This is a genomic window from Streptosporangium sp. H16 (genome assembly GCF_051918855.1).
Lineage (GTDB): Bacteria > Actinomycetota > Actinomycetes > Streptosporangiales > Streptosporangiaceae > Streptosporangium.
On the sequence record NZ_JBPXMD010000071.1, the window covers coordinates 1 to 17,014 of the forward strand.

17 protein-coding genes and 1 pseudogene are annotated in these 17,014 nt (G+C 70.7%); 8 read left to right on the forward strand and 10 right to left on the reverse strand.

The features are described 5' to 3' along the window. Positions 1–132: 132 nt before the first annotated feature. Positions 133–330, forward strand: a complete 198-nt coding sequence (locus ACTOQ2_RS43060) for a hypothetical protein (RefSeq protein WP_440107676.1) — start codon at positions 133–135, stop codon at positions 328–330. Between the two features lie 525 nt (positions 331–855). On the opposite strand, the gene ACTOQ2_RS43065 is transcribed toward ACTOQ2_RS43060, so the two are convergent. Continuing rightward, a complete protein-coding gene (locus tag ACTOQ2_RS43065) occupies positions 856–1,116 on the reverse strand; it encodes a hypothetical protein (protein WP_440107678.1) in 261 nt (86 codons plus the stop codon). Between the two features lie 166 nt (positions 1,117–1,282). Here ACTOQ2_RS43065 and ACTOQ2_RS43070 point away from each other — a divergent pair, with 166 nt between their 5' ends. Then, complete coding sequence (locus ACTOQ2_RS43070) at positions 1,283–1,738, forward strand: STAS domain-containing protein (protein ID WP_440107680.1); 456 nt, start codon at positions 1,283–1,285, stop codon at positions 1,736–1,738. Between the two features lie 135 nt (positions 1,739–1,873). Continuing rightward, a pseudogene (locus tag ACTOQ2_RS43075) lies at positions 1,874–2,555 on the forward strand (RNA-guided endonuclease InsQ/TnpB family protein). On the opposite strand, the gene ACTOQ2_RS43080 reads toward ACTOQ2_RS43075, so the two are convergent. The 5 genes from ACTOQ2_RS43080 to ACTOQ2_RS43100 form a co-directional block, all read right to left on the reverse strand. Further along, positions 2,552–3,325, reverse strand: a complete 774-nt coding sequence (locus tag ACTOQ2_RS43080; RefSeq protein ID WP_440107681.1) for an ABC transporter ATP-binding protein — start codon at positions 3,323–3,325, stop codon at positions 2,552–2,554. The pseudogene ACTOQ2_RS43075 and the gene ACTOQ2_RS43080 overlap by 4 nt on opposite strands. Then, complete coding sequence (locus tag ACTOQ2_RS43085) at positions 3,322–4,371, reverse strand: FecCD family ABC transporter permease (RefSeq protein WP_440107683.1); 1,050 nt, start codon at positions 4,369–4,371, stop codon at positions 3,322–3,324. Before ACTOQ2_RS43085 ends, ACTOQ2_RS43080 begins: the two co-directional genes overlap by 4 nt. A 21-nt stretch (positions 4,372–4,392) precedes the next feature. Beyond that, positions 4,393–5,418: a FecCD family ABC transporter permease gene (locus tag ACTOQ2_RS43090; RefSeq protein WP_440107685.1), complete on the reverse strand. Its 1,026-nt coding sequence runs from the start codon at positions 5,416–5,418 to the stop codon at positions 4,393–4,395. A gap of 9 nt (positions 5,419–5,427) precedes the next feature. After that, entirely contained in the window at positions 5,428–6,114 is a 687-nt protein-coding gene (locus ACTOQ2_RS43095) for an ABC transporter substrate-binding protein (RefSeq protein ID WP_440107687.1), read from the reverse strand. A 96-nt stretch (positions 6,115–6,210) separates the two neighbouring features. Further along, positions 6,211–9,021: a BTAD domain-containing putative transcriptional regulator gene (locus ACTOQ2_RS43100; protein WP_440107689.1), complete on the reverse strand. Its 2,811-nt coding sequence runs from the start codon at positions 9,019–9,021 to the stop codon at positions 6,211–6,213. A gap of 95 nt (positions 9,022–9,116) precedes the next feature. Here ACTOQ2_RS43100 and ACTOQ2_RS43105 point away from each other — a divergent pair, with 95 nt between their 5' ends. Both ACTOQ2_RS43105 and ACTOQ2_RS43110 read left to right on the forward strand, forming a co-directional pair. Continuing rightward, positions 9,117–9,569: a carboxymuconolactone decarboxylase family protein gene (locus ACTOQ2_RS43105; protein ID WP_440073898.1), complete on the forward strand. Its 453-nt coding sequence runs from the start codon at positions 9,117–9,119 to the stop codon at positions 9,567–9,569. A 31-nt stretch (positions 9,570–9,600) separates the two neighbouring features. Next, positions 9,601–9,891 carry a hypothetical protein gene (locus tag ACTOQ2_RS43110; protein ID WP_440107691.1) on the forward strand — a complete coding sequence of 97 codons (291 nt, stop codon included), beginning with the start codon at positions 9,601–9,603 and terminating at the stop codon, positions 9,889–9,891. A 123-nt stretch (positions 9,892–10,014) separates the two neighbouring features. Here ACTOQ2_RS43110 and ACTOQ2_RS43115 read toward each other — a convergent pair whose 3' ends face one another. Together ACTOQ2_RS43115 and ACTOQ2_RS43120 are read right to left on the reverse strand one after the other, a co-directional pair. Then, on the reverse strand, positions 10,015–10,803 hold the full coding sequence (locus ACTOQ2_RS43115; protein WP_440107693.1) for an NPP1 family protein: 789 nt from the start codon (positions 10,801–10,803) through the stop codon (positions 10,015–10,017). A gap of 537 nt (positions 10,804–11,340) precedes the next feature. Further along, complete coding sequence (locus ACTOQ2_RS43120; protein WP_440107695.1) at positions 11,341–12,360, reverse strand: aldo/keto reductase; 1,020 nt, start codon at positions 12,358–12,360, stop codon at positions 11,341–11,343. Positions 12,361–12,516: 156 nt separating this feature from the next. Between ACTOQ2_RS43120 and ACTOQ2_RS43125 the strand changes: the two genes are divergently transcribed. The 3 genes from ACTOQ2_RS43125 (at position 12,517) to ACTOQ2_RS43135 (ending at position 14,345) form a co-directional block, all read left to right on the forward strand. Beyond that, the gene (locus ACTOQ2_RS43125; RefSeq protein WP_440107697.1) at positions 12,517–13,164 is read left to right on the forward strand and encodes a TetR/AcrR family transcriptional regulator; all 648 of its coding nucleotides are present in this window, start codon (positions 12,517–12,519) and stop codon (positions 13,162–13,164) included. 24 nt (positions 13,165–13,188) lie between these two features. Continuing rightward, positions 13,189–13,518, forward strand: a complete 330-nt coding sequence (locus ACTOQ2_RS43130; protein ID WP_440107699.1) for a hypothetical protein — start codon at positions 13,189–13,191, stop codon at positions 13,516–13,518. Between the two features lie 104 nt (positions 13,519–13,622). Further along, a complete protein-coding gene (locus tag ACTOQ2_RS43135) occupies positions 13,623–14,345 on the forward strand; it encodes a VOC family protein (protein ID WP_440107701.1) in 723 nt (240 codons plus the stop codon). A 110-nt stretch (positions 14,346–14,455) separates the two neighbouring features. Here ACTOQ2_RS43135 and ACTOQ2_RS43140 read toward each other — a convergent pair whose 3' ends face one another. Together ACTOQ2_RS43140 and ACTOQ2_RS43145 are read right to left on the reverse strand one after the other, a co-directional pair. Then, positions 14,456–15,649 carry an NAD(P)/FAD-dependent oxidoreductase gene (locus ACTOQ2_RS43140; RefSeq protein WP_440107703.1) on the reverse strand — a complete coding sequence of 398 codons (1,194 nt, stop codon included), beginning with the start codon at positions 15,647–15,649 and terminating at the stop codon, positions 14,456–14,458. Positions 15,650–15,836: 187 nt separating this feature from the next. Next, on the reverse strand, positions 15,837–16,505 hold the full coding sequence (locus ACTOQ2_RS43145; protein WP_440107705.1) for a CBS domain-containing protein: 669 nt from the start codon (positions 16,503–16,505) through the stop codon (positions 15,837–15,839). Positions 16,506–17,014: the final 509 nt, after the last annotated feature.

The following is a 17,014-nucleotide window of genomic DNA, read 5'->3' on the forward strand; positions in this document are numbered from 1 at the left end:
GGTTGAACAAGCAACTCGCCCGCCGAACCGGCCCCCGCACCCCCGACGGTGGCAGGCGCGAGCCCTCCGCCCGCTGGGCCACGACGAAAGCCACGCTCGGCACGGCACACTCACAAGCAACGGAACCTAGTGGTGGCCATGGGGCCAATGGTGGTGGTGGCCGGGCCAGGGGTGATGGTGATGGTGGTGGCCGGGCCAGGGGTGATGGTGATGGTGGTGGCCGGGCCAGGGGTGATGGTGATGGTGGTGGCCGGGCCAGGGGTGATGGTGGTGATGGTGGCCGGGCCAGGGGTGATGGTGGTGGCCAGGCGGGGGATCGCTCAGAAGTAGGCGTACCTGAGCGGCTTGTCGGACCGTCGCGCTCGCCTCGGCGGGCTGAGCCGACATCGCCATGGCGATGATGAAACCGGAAGCCGTCAACGCGCCGGCGGCGAGAGCCTGTTTGAACATGAAAGATCACTCCGTGTCTGAGGTCGGGCCCGGCCTGCTTCCGCGGCTGACAACACGCCAATGCAGTTTCGGGAAATACGTTGAATCGACGTCACGTAAAACGCTAGTTCCCGACATCCGGACGTTCACCCCATATAGCACAAAGCCTTGGTCCGGGATCACCACCGAGAAGAGATCCGGGGCGACACGAGGGCGGAGGCCATAGGTCCAACCTCGGCAACGAACCTGACTTAAGCCCTGATATCCGGGCAAATAAGAACGAGTGAAACCAGTCCTCCACCTTGGCATCCACTTGTCGATACCGGCGGTCCATTGAATCGACAATAATGCCACATATCACCATATTGTTATCTTTCCTGGTGATCCGCGAATAGGTGATGACCGCATCCGGCAGGCCATGGGCGATCATCCCGTCGCGGCGCACGGCGATGGCTTGCCCGCCGCGACGTGTGTGCCCATGGCCGGACGGACGCGCCGGATGAGGCCTGCGCGGCCTCCGGCGCCGCCGGCACCGTCCGCGAAGTCGCCTCCGACACCGCCGAGACCGTCAAGCACGGTGTCCAGCAGGTCAAGGAGACCGCCACGGAGGCCGCGCACCGAACGGGCGACCACGCTCGCGAGCAGGCCCGGCAGGTGGGCGAACACGCCCGCTCCACCACCGGTCACCAGTAGGAACGGATCCGGCCACCGCCGCCCCCGCCCTCGGGGGCGGCGATACCCCCGAGGGAGGCGGTTTCCCCCCACCGGAGCGCGAGAGCCGAATGGACGCCGCCTGAAACAACCCGGACAATGATCCGGTTGGCACATGGCGTGACCGCAAGGAGGTGGCGTCGTGCCGGGTGACCGAGCCACGCCGCAGGTGCAGAGCTGGCGTCTGGGGCCGGTGCGGGTGCTGCGCGTCATCGGCGAGCTGGACGCCGTGACGGTCCCGGGCATCGCGGTGAAGCTCGATGAAGCACTGCTCACCTTCGACGACCTGTCGCTGGTCGTCGACCTCACCCAGGTGACCTTCATCGCCTCGGTCGGGGTGAGCGCCCTGGTGGAGATGCGGCGGGAGGTCCACCGGCGCCAGGGGCGCCTGATCGTGGTCCTTCCCCCGCAGGGGCGTGCGCGCCGTCTCTTCGTGTTGACGCGCATGGTAGATCACTTCGAGGTTCGCCTGACCCTGCCCGAGGCGGTGAGCGCCCTGCGACAGCAGGACCCGAGCCCCCTTCTCGAAGAGGGGATGACGCCGGATCAGGAACCGACCCCGCCGCCGACGCCGATCCCGGGAGGCCCCGCCGGCTGAATCGGCCCGGTGCCGGCGGCATCGGTGATCTCGTTAATAAAGGCCGCGGGCTCCGCCGTTCAGGCGGAGATGGGCCGGAACCGGCCGGCACGCTTAACATGATCATGCGGTATCGCGTCAAGCGTGTCCCGGATCGTGAAGCGGGCCTTCAAATACCGCTTCCGCCCGACCCCCGAGCAAGCGGATCTGCTGGTTCGCACGTTCGGGTGTGTCCGGCTGATCTGGAACAAGGCACTGGCCGAACGCAACCGCCGCTACACCGACGAGTGAGGTTCCCTCCGTAGCCCGGAAACCGCCAACTGGCTGACCACCTGGAAGCAGGACCCGCACCTGGAGTTCCTGCGCGAGGTGTCGAACGTGCCGCTCCAGCAGGCGCTTCGGCACCAGCAGGTGGCGTTCAACAACTTCTTCGCCAAGCGCGCCCGCTACCCGCGTTTCAAGTCCAAGCACACCTCGCGGGCATCGGTGACCTTCCAGAACAACGCCCAGTGGTACGGGCGCGAACTCGTGGTCGTGGACCGGTGGTTCCCGTCCTCGAAACTGTGCTCTGCGCGCGGTTGTGGTCATGTCAACGAGTCGATGCCGTTGAGCGTCCGGTCGTGGACCTGTCCCGCTTGCGGGGCATCTCACGACCGGGACGTGAACGCGGCCGCAAACATTCTCGCGGCCGGGCTGGTCGAGAGGTAAAACGCCTGCGGAGGGCTGGTAAGACCGGTCCCGGAGTTTTCCGGGAAGGCACGGCCCGATGAAACAGGAAACCCCTGGGGCGACCCTGGGAATCCCCTCCCCTCAGGGAGGGGAGGAGGCCAACTTCTAGGCGGGCACCACGATGGGAGTTCCGGCGACCGGGTCGGAAACGATCACGCAGGCGAGGCCGAAGACCTTCTCGACCAGTTCGGCGGTGACCACCTCGGCCGGGGGGCCCTCGGCGACGACGGCGCCGCCGGCCATGGCGATGATGTGGTCGCAGAAGCGGCAGGCGAGGTTGAGGTCGTGCAGTACGGCGACGATGGTCTTGCCGGATTCGGCGTTGAGCCTGCGCAGCAGCCGGAGCAGCTCCACCTGGTGGTTGATGTCCAGGAACGTGGTGGGTTCGTCGAGCAGCAGCAGGTCGGTGTCCTGGGCCAGCGCCATGGCGACCCAGACTCGCTGCCGCTGCCCGCCGGACAGAGCGCGCAGCGGACGGTCGATCAGGTCGGCCGTGCCGGTCGCGGCCAGTGCCCGGCTCACCGCCTCGTGGTCACGGTCGGTCCACCGGCGAAACCAGCCCTGGTGCGGGTAGCGGCCGCGGGAGACCAGGTCGGCGACCGTGATGCCGTCGGGCGCCACGGGGGTCTGCGGCAGCAGGCCGAGCACCTGGGCCACGTCCAGGGTGCTCAGGTCGCCGAGCGTCCTGCCGTCGAGATACACCGCTCCCCGGCGCGGCTTGACGAGCCGGGCCAGGCCGCGCAGCAGCGTCGACTTTCCGCAGGCGTTGGCGCCGACGATCGCGGTGATCTTTCCGTCGAGCACGGAGAGGTCGAGGTCGGTGATGACCGCCCGATCGTCGTAGCCCAGGGACAGGCCTTCGGCGCGAAGACGGCTCATCCGCCCGCTCCTTGTCTGTTCGTGGTGGCCAGCAGCCACAACAGGTACGGTGCGCCGACCGCCTCGGTGACCACACCGGTGGGCAGCGCGCTCGGCAGCAGATGGACGGCGACCAGGTCGGCGGTGAGCAGGACCACCGCGCCCACCAGGGCGGCGGCGACCACGCCGCCGGTGGCGGGGCCCAGCAGCCGGTTGGCGACGGGTCCCGCGACGAGCGCGACGAAGACCAGGGGCCCGGCCGCCGCGACGGCCAGCGCGACCAGGACCACGGCGGTGGCCAGCAGGCCGGCGCGGGCGAGCTCGGTGGGCACGCCCAGTCCTCGCGCGGCGTCGTCACCGAGTTCGAGCACGCGAAGCTGGCGTTGCAGCAGCGTCGACAGGGGCAGCAGGACGGCCAGCGCGACGAGCAGCAGCCGCAGCTCGGTGTCGCCGGCCTGCCCGACCGAGCCGGTCAGCCAGTGCATCGCCTGGCGCGCCTCGAACAGCTGGGCGCGGGTCAGCACGAACCCGGTGAGGCCCTCGAAGAAGGCCGCCGCGCCGATGCCGATCAGGATGAAGCGGTAGCCGCTCACCCCGTCGCGCCAGGCGAGCACGTACATCAGCAGCGCGGCCACGACGGCCCCGCCCAACGCGAGCCCGGTGATGGCGATCCCGCCGACCTTCAGGAACACGATGCCGGTGACCGCGGCCAGGCCGGCGCCGGAGGAGATGCCCACGAAGTCGGGCGAGGCGAGGGGATTGCGCAGCAGCTGCTGGAAGATCGTCCCGGACGCGCCGAGGGCGAGCCCGACCGAGAGGGCGGTCGCGGCGGTGGGAAGCCGCAGGCCCAGCACGACGAAGTCGAGGCTCGGGTCGTCGATCGTGCCCAGCAGCGACCCGAGCACCTCGGCGGCCGAAAGACGGAAGCTGCCCACCATCATGGTCACCACGAACAGGGTGGCGACGGTCGCGGCCAGCGCGAGGGTCACCACCACGATCCGGGCCCTACGGCCGCGCCGGTGGGCGCGGACGGTGTCGGAGACGCTCGTGAGGGCGTCGTGGGTCATGGCCATCTCCTCGCCATCTCCTCACACCTCCGACATCCGGCCGTAGCGCACGATCACCACGAAGACCGGCGCGCCGAGCACGCCGAGGACCACGCCGACCTGCAGTTCCCCGGGGGCGCCCGCGACCCGGCCGAGCACGTCGGCCAGCAGCAGCACGACGGGCGCCAGCAGCATCGAGTACGGCAGGACCCAGCGGTGGTCCGGGCCGCAGAGCGCCCGCGCCAGGTGCGGCACCACCAGCCCGATGAACACGATCGGCCCGCAGGCCGCCGTGGCCGCGCCGGCGAGGATCGCGACGATCCCGAAGGCGGCGGCCCGGGTGAGGCCGACCCGCTGGCCGAGCCCGCGCGCGACGTCCTCGCCGAGCGCGAGCCCGTTGAGCGCCCTGCCCAGGCACAGTGCCGCGGCCAGGCCCGCCAGCAGGAACGGCGCGACCCCGGTCAGGATCGGCGCGTACCGGCCGGCGAGCGATCCGACCTGCCAGAAACGCAGCTCGTTCAGCGCGTCGACGTTGGTCATGACGATGCCCGTGGTGACGGAGCCGAGGCCGGCGGTGACCGCCGCGCCGGCCAGGGCCAGCTTGACGGGGGTGGCGCCCTCGCGGCCCAGCGACGCGATCGCGTACCCCAGCAGGGTCGCGACGATCGCGCCCGCGAAGGCGAACCAGATGTAGACGTTCACGCCCCGGATTCCCAGGACCGTGAACGCGAAGACCACCAGGACGGCCGCGCCGGAGTTGATCCCCATGATGCCGGCGTCGGCCAGCGGGTTGCGCGTGACGCCCTGCAGGATCGCGCCCGCGACACCCAGGGCCGCACCCACCAGGACGCCCAGGAGCGTACGCGGCACGCGCAGCTCCAGGGTCACCGTAGCGGTGATCGACTCGTCGGCGCCGAGGCCGCCCAGTGCCCGCAGAACCTCGGGCAGGCCGATGTCGCGCGAGCCGAACGTCACGCTGAGGAACGCCACCGCGGCGAGCAGGGCGCAGAGCGCGACGAGCCCGAGCCCCAGGACCGGGGCCCGTCGTATCGAAAGCGTGCTGGGCATCGAAGGGGATCAGTCGCCGAGGTTCTCGTCAGCGACCTTGACCGCCTCGGTGAGCTTGTCCACCTCGGTGGCGAAGTCGCCGAACGTGTGCAGCCAGTACGCCGGCCACGCCGCCACCGCACCGGCCTTGGCCGCCTTGATCTTGAACCAGGTGGGCTGCTTCCTGCCCCACTCGGCGTTGGCCGTGGGCGTGAAGGACCTGCCGTCCCACAGGATCAGGTCAGGCTGGTACTTGTCGGCGTTCTCCCAGCTGAGGTTCTCCCAGTAGGGGAAACCCGCGTCCGGCTTGGCGGGATTGATCACCTTCAGGCCCCAGCGCTGGAAGTCCAGCAGCTCGGGCGCGTACTCGGGGTTGGCGGCGTACAGCTTGTCGTCGGCGGGCGACATGCCGAGGGCCGTCAGCCCGGGCTTGTCCGCGACCGCCGCCTTGAACTTCTCGACCGACTCCTCGAAACGCTTCTTGTTCGCGGCGATCTCGGGAGCGTCCACCTTGGCGCCCAGGCTCTTGGCGAGGCTCTCGTACCCCTCGGCCAGGTCCTCGATGGACCTGCCCTGGGAGACGCCCACCACCGGAGCCAGCTCGGCGAGCTTCTTGCTCTTCTCGTCGACCCCCTCCTCCAGGCCGCTGTGCGCCTTCTCCGCCGGCCACCAGTCCGCGACGATCAGATCCGGCCGCAGCGCGGCCGCCTTCTCCACGTCGATCTTGCCCCACTCCTGGCCGAGCGCCGGGGCGCCGCGACAGGCGCCGGGGTGCCGCGACAGGCGCCGGGAGGGGCGCCGTCACAGCGACGGTCACGGCCCGCTCGCGAACTCCCCGGCACGTTTCAGGAGGGCACGGACCTCCTCGGCCTCCGGAACACCGAGCTCCCGGTAGAGACGCAAAGCCAGCCGCCCGTGCTCCCCGGCCTGCCCCGAGCGCCCGAGCGCGAGATGGGCACGCGCGAGCCCGTCGTGAGCGCGCGCCCGCTCCGGCCGGTTACGCGTCACGTCGGCGAGCGCGAGCGCGGCCGCGTGCTCCTCGGCCGCCCGGGCCGGGTCGCCCGCCGCTTCGGCCAGCCCGTTGAGCGCGGCCGCCTCGTCGGCGGCGTTGCCGAGCCTGCGGTAAAGAGCCGCCGCCTGCTCATGGCGCATCCGTGCCTGGCCGAACTCGCCCTGGTGGCGCAGAACGACACCGAGATGGTTGAGGATCACCGCCTCCCCGGCGGGATTGCCGACCTTGCGATGGAGCGCCAGCGCCAGATCGAGATGGCGCCGGGCCTCCTGCGGGCGGCCGGCCCGATCGAGGACGAGGGCGAGGATGCCCAGCACGTGAGCCTCCCCCCAGGTGTCGGCACCGATCCGGGTCAGGTCGAGCGCCTGCTTGAGATACTGCTCCGCCCGCTCGTCCCGCCGCCGCAGGGCCACGTTGCCCAGGGTGAGCAGCGCCCGCGCCCGTTCGCGGGCCTCCTCGCACACCTCGAGAGCCTGGTGGGCGTGCTCCTGCGCCCGCTCGTACTCGCCGAGCCGCCAGTAGGTCCACGCCAGGTCGGTGAGCGCTCGCGCCTGAACCGCGCGGTCGCCGAGCGTGCGGCTGCGCTGGAGCGTCAGGGTGTGGAGCGTGAGCGCGTCGTCGTGGTGCGCCTGCCGGTCGAGGAAGGGGCGCATCGTCAGAGCCAGGAGACCCAGACAGATCTCGGGCCCGTGGACGGCGGTCGCGATGATGTTGGCACGCTCGGCGTCGAGCCAGGCGAGCGCCTCCTCGGCGTCACGGACGGGTGCGATCGGAGCGGCCGGCTGGGGGATGCCCTCCCGCTGAGCGACGCTGTCGGGGAAGAGACGGTCCATCGCCGCCCGGGAGCGGTGCAGGTAGTAGGCGAGCAGCCGCATGACGGCACCGTCGTCCTCGGCGGTCGAGCGGGCATGCTCTCGCAGCAGGTCGTGAAAGGTGTACCGGCCCGGTTCGAGCTGCAGGAGCATGTGGGCGTCGAGAAGACCCTCGAGAAGCTCCTCCGCCTCCTCCTGCGAGATCCCCGCCAGCGCGGCCGCGCCGCACGGATCGATGTCGCGGCCCGGCACCAGCCCGAGCAGGCGGAACATGCGCTGCTCGGCCTCATCCAGCTGCTCGTACGACAGGGCGAAGGCCGCCGACACCCCGTCCAGAAGCCGGCGATGCTCCCGCAGCCGGCCCGCCAGGTAGGACACGCTCCAGCGCGGACGGTGCTGCAGGCGGGCAGCCGAGATCCGGATGGCGAGCGGCAGGTACCCGCACAACCGCAACACCTCACGTACGGCCTCCGGCTCACGGTGGGCGCGCTCACCCACGATCCGCCCGAACAGCCCGGCGGCGTCCTCCTGCCCCAGCACGTCGACCGACAGGGCGTGGGCGCCGTCCAGATCGACGAGCCGCCGCCTGCTGGTGATCAGAACGAGGGTGTCGGAACGCCCCGGCAGCAAAGGACGCACGTGCTCGGCGTCGAAGGCGTTGTCCAGCACGACCAGCACGCGGCGATCGGCCAGCTCGGCACGCCACAGAGCGCTCCGCTCGGCCGACGTGACCGGAATACGGTCGGCGGGCACCCCGAGCTGGCGAAGGAGGGCCTCCAGCGCGGCGGAGGCCTCGATCGGCTCCCGGCCGGCGGTGTGCGCCTGCAGATCGATGAACAGCCGCCCGTCCGGATGGCGGGCGGCCAGCCGGTGGGCCGCGTGGACGGCGAGCGCGGTCTTACCGATCCCGGCCATACCGTCGATCGTGACGACCCCCGGCCCGCGATACTCGCCCACGAGCCGCTCCAGCTCGACATTCCGCCCGGAGAAATCGGAAATGTCATAAGGCAAGAAGGTGGAGCGACGCGGCGAGCCGGAAGCTTCCGGTGCCGCCGGCACCGCGCCCGCCACCGGCGGCATCGCGCCGGCCGGCCGCAAGGCCGGATCATCCGCCAGGACCGTCCGCTCCAGCTCGACGAAGGCACGCCCAGGATCGAGCCCCTGTTCCTCCGCCAGAGCCGCGCGATAGGAACGCGCCGCCGCCAGGGCGTCGGCCTGCCGCCCCGCCCGGTGCAAGGCCAGGACGAGGTGGCCGTTGAGCCTCTCACGAAGCGGAGCGGCACTCACCTGAGCGGCGAGCTCGTCGAGCAGGCCTCCGTGCCGCCCGGCGGCGAGCTCGGCCTCCACCAGGCTCTCGTACGCCGACAGCCGCCGGTTGCTCCAGAGCTCCCGGGCACCGCCGACATAGTGCGCGTGCACATCCTCCAGCGCCTCGCCGCTCCACAGATCCAGAGCCCCGCGCAGCCGGCCCGCGGCCACCAGCTCGGTGAACTCCCGCGCGTCGAGCTGGCCGGGCTCGGGCTGCGCGATGTAGCCACCGGCACGCGTCTTGAGAAGCCCTGCCGCTCCCACACCGCGCAGCACCTTGCGAATCGCGGTGACCGAGGCGTGGATCTGAGATCGGGCGGTGTCCGGCCGATCGTGACCCCACATCGCCTCGATCAAACGCTCGATGCCGATCACCCGGCCGCCGTTGAGCAGAAGATAGGCCAGAACAGCCCGATGACGTGGGGCGATACCCGTCACCGGCGCACCGTCGACGAGCACCTGGACGGGACCGAGAAGGGTGAAACGCAGCATCGTCCCTCCAACAACGTCGCATCGCGCGCGCATAGCGAATGTATCAATCCGGGCAGCCACTCTGATCTCACACGAACCGAGACGAAGGAAACACCATGGAAGCCCGCATGAAGAACCCCGCCACGCTCATCCCCGCCGCCGGCCGGCCCATCCAGGAACTGATGAAGGCCGCCCAGTCGCAGGGCCTGCCCTCAGAACTCATGGAGATGATCCACCTGCGGGTCAGCCAGATCAACGGCTGCAGCTTCTGCGTCGACGCCGGTCTGAAGAACCTGCGCAAGCTCGGCGAGAGCGACGAGCGCATCGGCCTGGTCACCGCCTGGCGCGAGGCCCCGTACTACACCGACGCCGAGCGGGCCGCGCTGGAGCTGGCGGAGGCCTCGACCCGGCTGGCCGACCGCGACGACGCCGTCTCCGACGAGGTCTGGAACAACGCCGCCGACCACTTCGACGAGCGGCAGCTGGCCTCGATCCTGTTGATGGCCGCCGTCACCAACCTCTTCAACCGCCTGAACGCCCCGATCCGGCAGATCGCCGGCAGCTGGTGAGCATCGGCCCGCGCGCACAGGAGGCACCGACATGTCCGTCGCCCGCTCACACCGCTACTCCGTCGCCGACGCCGACGCCGAGGAGTTCCTGGCCCGCCGGAGCTCGCTGATCGCGACCGTCCGGGAGGGACATCCCGGGCTCATCCGCACCGTGCTGATCCACCTCGAGGACGGCACCTACACCGACACCTGGTACTGGGCGACCGCCGAGCAGATGGGCGCCGCGCTGGCCGCCCTGCCCACCTTCCCGGAGGCGCCGCTGACCATGGCCCTCACCAAGGACGGCACCGCCCTGAACGGCCAGGTCGTCGACGAGCGCTGAGACCTGCCGGCGGCCGGCTCCCGGAGCTCCTGACCGGGCCCTGGCTCCTCTCCCCGGTCATGCCGGCCGCGCCGGCCGCGCCGCGGGCACCTCGGGAGGAGGAGCCGGTCGCCGACGAGCCGGTCAGGCCCAAGGGTCGAAGGGGATGCCGCCGGGCCTGGCGCGCGAGAGGAGGTCCCCGAACCTGCCATCGTTGATCTTGATGGTCGCGGAGCCGAAGTTCGCGTTCATCAGCCTGTCGCGCAGCCCGGTGCCCGGCCAGCCGTTCCAGTCCACCAGCGGGGGGTGGCGCCAGTCGCCGTAGTGGTTCTCCGGCGGCTCGTCATTGCCGTTGGCGAGCCGGAAGAAGTGCGTGGACGCCCCGTCCTTGTGGTAGACGACCTTGGGGTGCGACCCGTCGAAGCGCACCTGCGAGCGCGGGTAGGTCACGACGCCGCCGTGTTGCGTGGTCGAAAGATACTCCACCTGGTTGGAGGCCTGGTCGACCCAGGAGATGACGTGTTCCCAGTCGTGACGGTGGCCGCCGAGGCTGATGCCGGGCAGCGCCTGGTCCTTCTCGAAGTAGCTGGCGTACACGATGGCGCACCAGCCGTTGTTGCACTTGGAACGGGCGTAGGTCTGCGAGTTGTCCAGGTCCGAGCGGTCGCGGCAGTTGCCGTTGACCGCGCCGGTCGGGTTCAGCCCCGTGGCGAGGGTCCCGTCCGGCCCGATGGCGGGGGTGGCGTAGCAGCCGTCGCCGTCGTAGTCGTAGGCCGGCGAGAATGAGGCCTCGTACCCTCCGGCCGACTGGGGCAGGTTGTGCGGCGGCTCGGCGTAGGCCGCCGACGCGGGGATCACGACCCCCAGGGCGGTGGCGCCGAGCACGATCCCGAGCCGGGAACGCCCGCGCGTGAAGAACGCGGTGAAGGACACAGGGAAGGACTCGGGGAAGAGCGCGGTGAAGGACGCGCTCCTCCGCGACCCGGTCGCCGGTTTCGATACCCTCGCGGTGGACGTGAATGACGACAGCTTTCGCATTCTTCCGCTTTCTCGAAGAACTGGCTTCCTGACCTGACAGCGCGCCGGCGTGGTGCTCGCACCGGCGGCGTTGTCCGCACCGACGTGAGCACGCCTCGCACTTTCACGGCACCACGGAACCGACGCTTGATCAAGATCTTCGTGGCAAATGACGCCGACATGTATCGGCGACGGGCGAAAGGTGAACCACGCGCGAAAGCTCATGAACGCCCGCCCCCGGACCGCACACCGCCACGAGCCGCACCGTGGACCGGCTCCCTCGTCAGCAGGCCGCGCCTATCGTTTCGAGGAGGCCGGGTGGACGCGTCAGCTGTCGTACTTCGGCGGGTAGGACGCGCGCAGGGGACTTGGGACTTCGACGGCCTGCCCTCGCGACGCGCCGGCGGGCAGGGGGCGCGTACGCCGCCGCCCGGTGACCGGCGTGACCAGTGATCAGCGGCGTCGTCGCGCCGCGTCGAGCAGGGCGGGCGGCGTGTCGAACTTCTCGTGTGCGGCGAGGTCGACGCCGGGAGCGACGATCTCGTCGATCGCGTCGAGCACGTCGGCCGAGAGCACGGTGTCCGCGGCGGCGAGCTGGGAGCGCAGGTGGTCCATGGTGCGGGGGCCGATGATCGCGCTGGTCACGGCGGGGTGCGCGGTGACGAACCCGAGCGCGAGCTGGATCATCGTCAGACCGGCCTCGTCGGCGACCGCGGCCAGCCGCTCGACGGCATCGAGCCTGGCCCGGTTGGCGGGGATGGCGGTGTCGAAGCGCTCCGGCATGAACGCCGAGCGGCTGGTGGTGATCTCCCTGCCCTCGCGGATCGCGCCCGACAGCCAGCCCGAGGCCAGCGGGCTCCACGCCAGCACGCCGAGCCCGTACTGCTCGGTCACGGGCAGGACGTGGGCCTCGATCCCCCGCTGCAGGATCGAGTAGCTGGGCTGCTCGGTGACGTAACGGCTCAGGTGGTTCTCCCGGGCGGCCCACTCGGCCTGCACGATGCGGTACGCGGGGAACGTCGAGGAGCCGAAGTAGCGGATCTTTCCCGCGCGCTGCAGGTCGGTCAGCGCCGACAAGGTCTCCTCGTCGCCGGTGTCGGGGTCCCACCGGTGGATCTGGTAGAGGTCGACATGGTCGACGCCCAGACGGCGCAGGCTGTCGTCCAGCCCGGTGACCAGCCAGCGGCGCGAGCCGCCCCGCTGGTTGCGCTCCTCGCCCATCGGCATGCCCGCCTTCGTGGCCAGGACGATGTCGTCGCGGCGGCCGGCGATGGCCTTGCCGACCATCTCCTCCGACTCGCCCTGGCTGTACACGTCGGCGGTGTCGATGAGGTTGATCCCCGCCTCCAGCGCGGCGTCGACCACGGCGGTGGCCTCGCCCTGGGTGGTGCGCCCGATCCGGCCGAAGTTCATCGCGCCGAGCGCGAGGGTGCTGACCTGCACGCCGGTGCGGCCCAAGGTGCGGTACTGCATGACTGTTCCTCCTGGGGAGGTGAAGGGAGTGTGCGATGCCCGGCTTGGTGATGGCTCGCCTCTTCTGGCATCCTGAACAAGCGGAACGGTGTTCCGCTAACCAATATACGGAACACGGCTCCGTTTGCCAAACGGAACGACAAAGGGAGCGGCGCAATGGCCGACATCGACAGCGGATCAGGGCCGCCGACCCCGCGGAAGCGGGCCGACGCCCGGCGCAACGAGGAGACGTTGCTGGACGCGGCCGCCGCCGCTTTCGTCGCCTCCGGCGTCGATGTTCCCGTACGCGATATCGCGGCCAGGGCCGGCGTCGGCGTCGGCACCATCTACCGCCACTTCCCGACGCGGGCCGATCTCATCGTCGCCGTCTACCGCCACCAGGTCGAGGTGTGCGCCGAGGCCGGCCCGGAGCTGCTGGCCGGCAGCGGCACACCGCACGCCGCCCTGGCACGGTGGATCGACCTCTTCGTCGACTTCCTGGTCACCAAGCACGGCCTCGCCGAGGCGCTGCAATCCAACGACGCCGCCTTCGCGACCCTGCACACCTATTTCCTCGACCGCCTCGTCCCCGTGTGCGCCCGGCTGCTCGACGCCGCCGCCGCGGCGGGCGAGACCCTCCCCGGCATGGACGCCTACCACCTGCTGCGCGGCGTCGGCAACCTCTGCATCGGCGCGCAGAACGACCCCCGCTACGACGCACGTCGCATGGTCGCGCTCCTCATCGCGGGACTGCGCCTCCACCAGGGAGAAGCCGCGCGGCCGGCCGGGGCATCGTCACCGCCGGAACGACCACGAGCCAGATGATCACAGCCCGGGCGGAATGTCCCCGTGAACCATGTCCTGTGCGGCCTCGCCGCCAATCCGGCCCTGCCGTCCGGGGCGGTCGACCGGCTGATCACGACCGCCGACGACGACATCGCCACCGCGCCGGCCGAACGTGAGGACCTCACCCCTACCCAGGCCGCCGCGCCGGCCTCGCGCGTCGAACGCCGATCCGTCACCGCCGCCCGCGGCGACGTCGAAGCCGGTGCCCTGAGCGGCGCCTCCTGCCCTTCGGCGGCCTTCTCGCCGGCGGCGTCGACAGCGCCCGAGCCGGACGTCCACCGTCCTGATCGCGCATCGCGGATCGTGCGCCGGAAGCGTCACCCTCTGACCTAAATGCGTTGGCGTCCTGAACCTCGAGCGGACTAGCGTTGGCCTCCGTCATGCGCAGGAGGACGTGCCCCGTCTGCGCCTGCGAGTCAACAGGTTGGAGATCCGGGATGACCGCTCAGCTCGTCGCACTCTGCTTCGACGCGAACGACCCGCTCCGCCTCGCGCGCTTCTGGGCCGCAGTCCTGGGCTGGGAGCCGGCCGACGACCCCCACGACGGCATCACACTCCTGCCGAACGATGACACCGGGTTCCGGATCCGATGTCTCGCGAGCCGGGAGAAGAAGACCGGCCCGAACCAGATGCACTTCGACCTGACGAGCACGTCCCTGGATGACCAGCGGCACACGGTGGCCAGGGCACTCGAACTCGGCGCGCGGCACATCGACGTCGGGCAACGCCCGGAGGAGGATCACGTCGTGCTCGCCGACCCCGAGGGCAACGAGTTCTGCGTCATCGGGCCCGACAACAAATTCCTCGCCGACTGCGGATTCGTCGGGGCGCTCGCGTGCGACGGTTCGCAGGAGGTCGGATACTTCTGGAGCCAGGCGCTGGGCTGGCCGCTGGTCTGGGACCAGGACCAGGAGACCGCGATCCGCTCACCGCACGGCGGCCCGAAGATCACCTGGGGCGGTCCGCCCGTGGCGCCGAAGACCGGCAAGAACAGGCTGCACTTCGACCTCGCTCCGCCCGCGCACAGTGATCAGCAAGCGGAGGTCGACCGTCTCGTCTCCCTCGGAGCGACACGAATCGACATCGGCCGGCACGAGGCCGGCCAGGTGGCGATGGCCGACCCCGATGGCAACGAGTTCTGTGTCCTCACCCCCCGCTAGCGTGACCGGCCCCGCAAACGGCGCGCCTGCGATCCACTTCGGTCACGGGTACGCCATCCGATCGGCCGGGGCCGCTCCTGGCCCCCAAAGGCGCTCGCCGACTCGCCCGTTCAGCCGGTGACCAGCGTCTCGCCGCGCCTGGCCCGCAGCACCTGCCGGCGCCTGCCGTCCTTGGCCCAGGCCGGGACGTCAAGCGAACCGGGCTTACGCGCCTGGTAGGCCAGCTGCCAGAGAATGCTCGCGCAAATGGACTCCTTGATCCTCGCGCCAGGGCGGCCCCCGATATGGAACCCCATCGCGACGTCGTTCCTGTGGGCGAGCTGGAAGATCCCGGCCCGGCGCCCCAGGCTGATGCACTGAGCGACGAACGCCAGAGCGAGAGGCGCCGGTTCCTCGCCCGCGATCCGGCTGAGCACCGTGTCGGCGGCGTGCGGGCCCAGCTGGACCGCGGCCTGGCAGCTCATCCGAAACGGCAGGTCCGACGGTGCCGCCGAATCCCCGGCCGCGACGATGCGCACGTCGTCCACGCTGGTCAACGTCTCATCCGTGCGCAGACGGCCCAGGGCATCAGTGCTCAGCCCGCTGCGGCCGGCCAGGTCCGGCACGCCGAAGCCGGCGGTCCAGATGGTCACCGTGCTCGGCAGCTCGCGGCCGTCGCCGAGCCGCACGGCGTCGCGGGTCACGGCCGTCACCGTCGCGCCGGGGCCGTCGAGCACGCTCACCCCGAGTTCGGCCAGCCGCCTGGCGACCGAGCGCCGGCCCCGCGGATGCAGGTACGGGCCAAGCACCTCGCCGCACACCAGGGTCACGCTACGGCCGGCCTCCGCCAGCTCGGCGGCGACCTCGATGCCGGTCGGGCCGGCCCCGACCACCGTCACCACGGCCGTGGCGGGAGCGGCGTCGACGACGGGCCGCAGCCGCTGCGCCTCCTCCAGGGTGGCGATCGGGTAGGCGAACTCGGCCGCTCCGGGCACGCGCGGATCGGCGCTGCCACTGCCCACCGCGTAGATCAGGTAGTCGTAGCCGACCGTAGCGCCACTCGCCAATGTCACGCTGCGCTCGAAGACGTGGATCCGTGCCACGGTGTCGACGACCAGCCGCACGCCCTCGGCCAGAACGTCCGCGTAGTCGACGACCGCCTCGTGGGACCCGCCCACCAGCTGGTGCAGGCGGATCCGGTCGACGAAGGCCGGGCGCGGGTTGATCAGGGTCACTGTCACGTCCTCACGCCGGGTCAGGCGATTGGCCGCCATGACGCCGGCGTATCCGCCGCCGATCACGACCACGTCGGTGTTCTCGGTCATGGTGTCTCCTTCGTTTCCAGAGGTTCGACCACAAGACACCGCGTGATTGATCGTTGTGACAGCACGTGACACAGATCACTTCAACCGGGTTCCGCACAACATCCGGGCCGGCTTCGACACCCACACCGCGTCGAAGCAGGTTCCCCCGGCGGTGACACCGAGGACCTGCAGCACCCGCCACGGCGGTCTACAGCAGGGGCGAAAGGACGAGCAGGTCGTCGTCGCCGTGCTCGAGCCGTGAGGTGACGTCGACGACGCCTTCGAGCAGGCGGATCGCCTGGACGAGCTGGACGACCTGCGAGTGACGTTCGACCATGCCGTCGAGCGTCACCACGCCGTTCTCGACACCGATGGCCACCTCGGATCCTGCGGCGGTCAGGTCGCGGACAACGGCTTCGGCCTCGGCGCGCAGCTCGGCCTCGGGGCGCTCGAAGACGCGCAGCAGGTCCGCTCGGTGCAGGACGCCGGCGAGGCGCCCGGTGACCGGGTCGATCACCGGGAGCTGCTGGATCTTCCTTTCGTGCATGAGCCGCGCCGCGTCCCGGACGGGCATGCCCGGGGTGGCGGTGATCGCGGGCGAGGTCATCAGGTCCCTGGCCACGACCGCCGCGGCCTTCTCGTGCTCGCGGCGGCGGCCGGAACTCTCGAAGATCGAGATGCTGTGACGCACCGCGTCGCTCTCCTTGAGCAGCAGGTCGTCCTGGGAGACCACCCCGACCGGACGGCGGTCCGCGTCGACGACCGTCACCGCGCCCACGGCGAAGCGCCTCATCACGGCCACGATGTCGGCGAAACCCGCGTCCTGCCGCACCGCGATGGCGGTACGGCCCATCACGTCGTTCACTGTGATCGGCATCTTCTTCTCCTCGGTTTCCGCGAGTCCTTCGAGCGTCCCCGTGATGCGGACGATCGCCACAGCGCGGTGCGCATGGCGTGAGACGTTCCTTTCCTTCCTCTTCCATCAGACCTCCACCGGACCCTCCGGCCCCAGGGCCACAGGTCCCGATCACACCGCGTGAGGACATGGTCTTTCGTCCCCGACGTCCTCGCGGAGCGAACGGAGTGCCGGCGGCCGCCTGGAAGCGGGCCGCGCGACCCTCCCCCGTGGCGCGGAACCCGCTGATGCCGGCCGGAGCCGCCATCACGCATCACGTCACACCGATCCGACGAGCCCGAACGTCCGGGGCTACGGCCTCGCGGCGACCGCGAGGCCGTACCCCGGCCCGTACGCACGGAACCCGTACGCACGAAAAAGGCCCGCTCCCGTACCGGGGGCGGGCCTTGTGCTGTCTGTGGGTGGGGGTGGTTATCGGAGGATGGGGTAGCGGCGCACCAGGGGGGTGGTGGCCCACCAGGTGCCGATGC

Bases quoted from the DNA above. Each gene is read 5' to 3' on its own strand.
- ACTOQ2_RS43085 (WP_440107683.1), bottom strand. From the start codon at position 4,371: ATGACCCACGACGCCCTCACGAGCGTCTCCGACACCGTCCGCGCCCAC.
- ACTOQ2_RS43140 (WP_440107703.1), bottom strand. From the start codon at position 15,649: ATGACCGAGAACACCGACGTGGTCGTGATCGGCGGCGGATACGCCGGC.
- ACTOQ2_RS43135 (WP_440107701.1), top strand. From the start codon at position 13,623: ATGACCGCTCAGCTCGTCGCACTCTGCTTCGACGCGAACGACCCGCTC.
- ACTOQ2_RS43080 (WP_440107681.1), bottom strand. From the start codon at position 3,325: ATGAGCCGTCTTCGCGCCGAAGGCCTGTCCCTGGGCTACGACGATCGG.
- ACTOQ2_RS43105 (WP_440073898.1), top strand. From the start codon at position 9,117: ATGGAAGCCCGCATGAAGAACCCCGCCACGCTCATCCCCGCCGCCGGC.
- ACTOQ2_RS43090 (WP_440107685.1), bottom strand. From the start codon at position 5,418: ATGCCCAGCACGCTTTCGATACGACGGGCCCCGGTCCTGGGGCTCGGG.
- ACTOQ2_RS43110 (WP_440107691.1), top strand. From the start codon at position 9,601: ATGTCCGTCGCCCGCTCACACCGCTACTCCGTCGCCGACGCCGACGCC.
- ACTOQ2_RS43145 (WP_440107705.1), bottom strand. From the start codon at position 16,505: ATGCCGATCACAGTGAACGACGTGATGGGCCGTACCGCCATCGCGGTG.
- ACTOQ2_RS43125 (WP_440107697.1), top strand. From the start codon at position 12,517: ATGGCCGACATCGACAGCGGATCAGGGCCGCCGACCCCGCGGAAGCGG.
- ACTOQ2_RS43120 (WP_440107695.1), bottom strand. From the start codon at position 12,360: ATGCAGTACCGCACCTTGGGCCGCACCGGCGTGCAGGTCAGCACCCTC.
- ACTOQ2_RS43100 (WP_440107689.1), bottom strand. From the start codon at position 9,021: ATGCTGCGTTTCACCCTTCTCGGTCCCGTCCAGGTGCTCGTCGACGGT.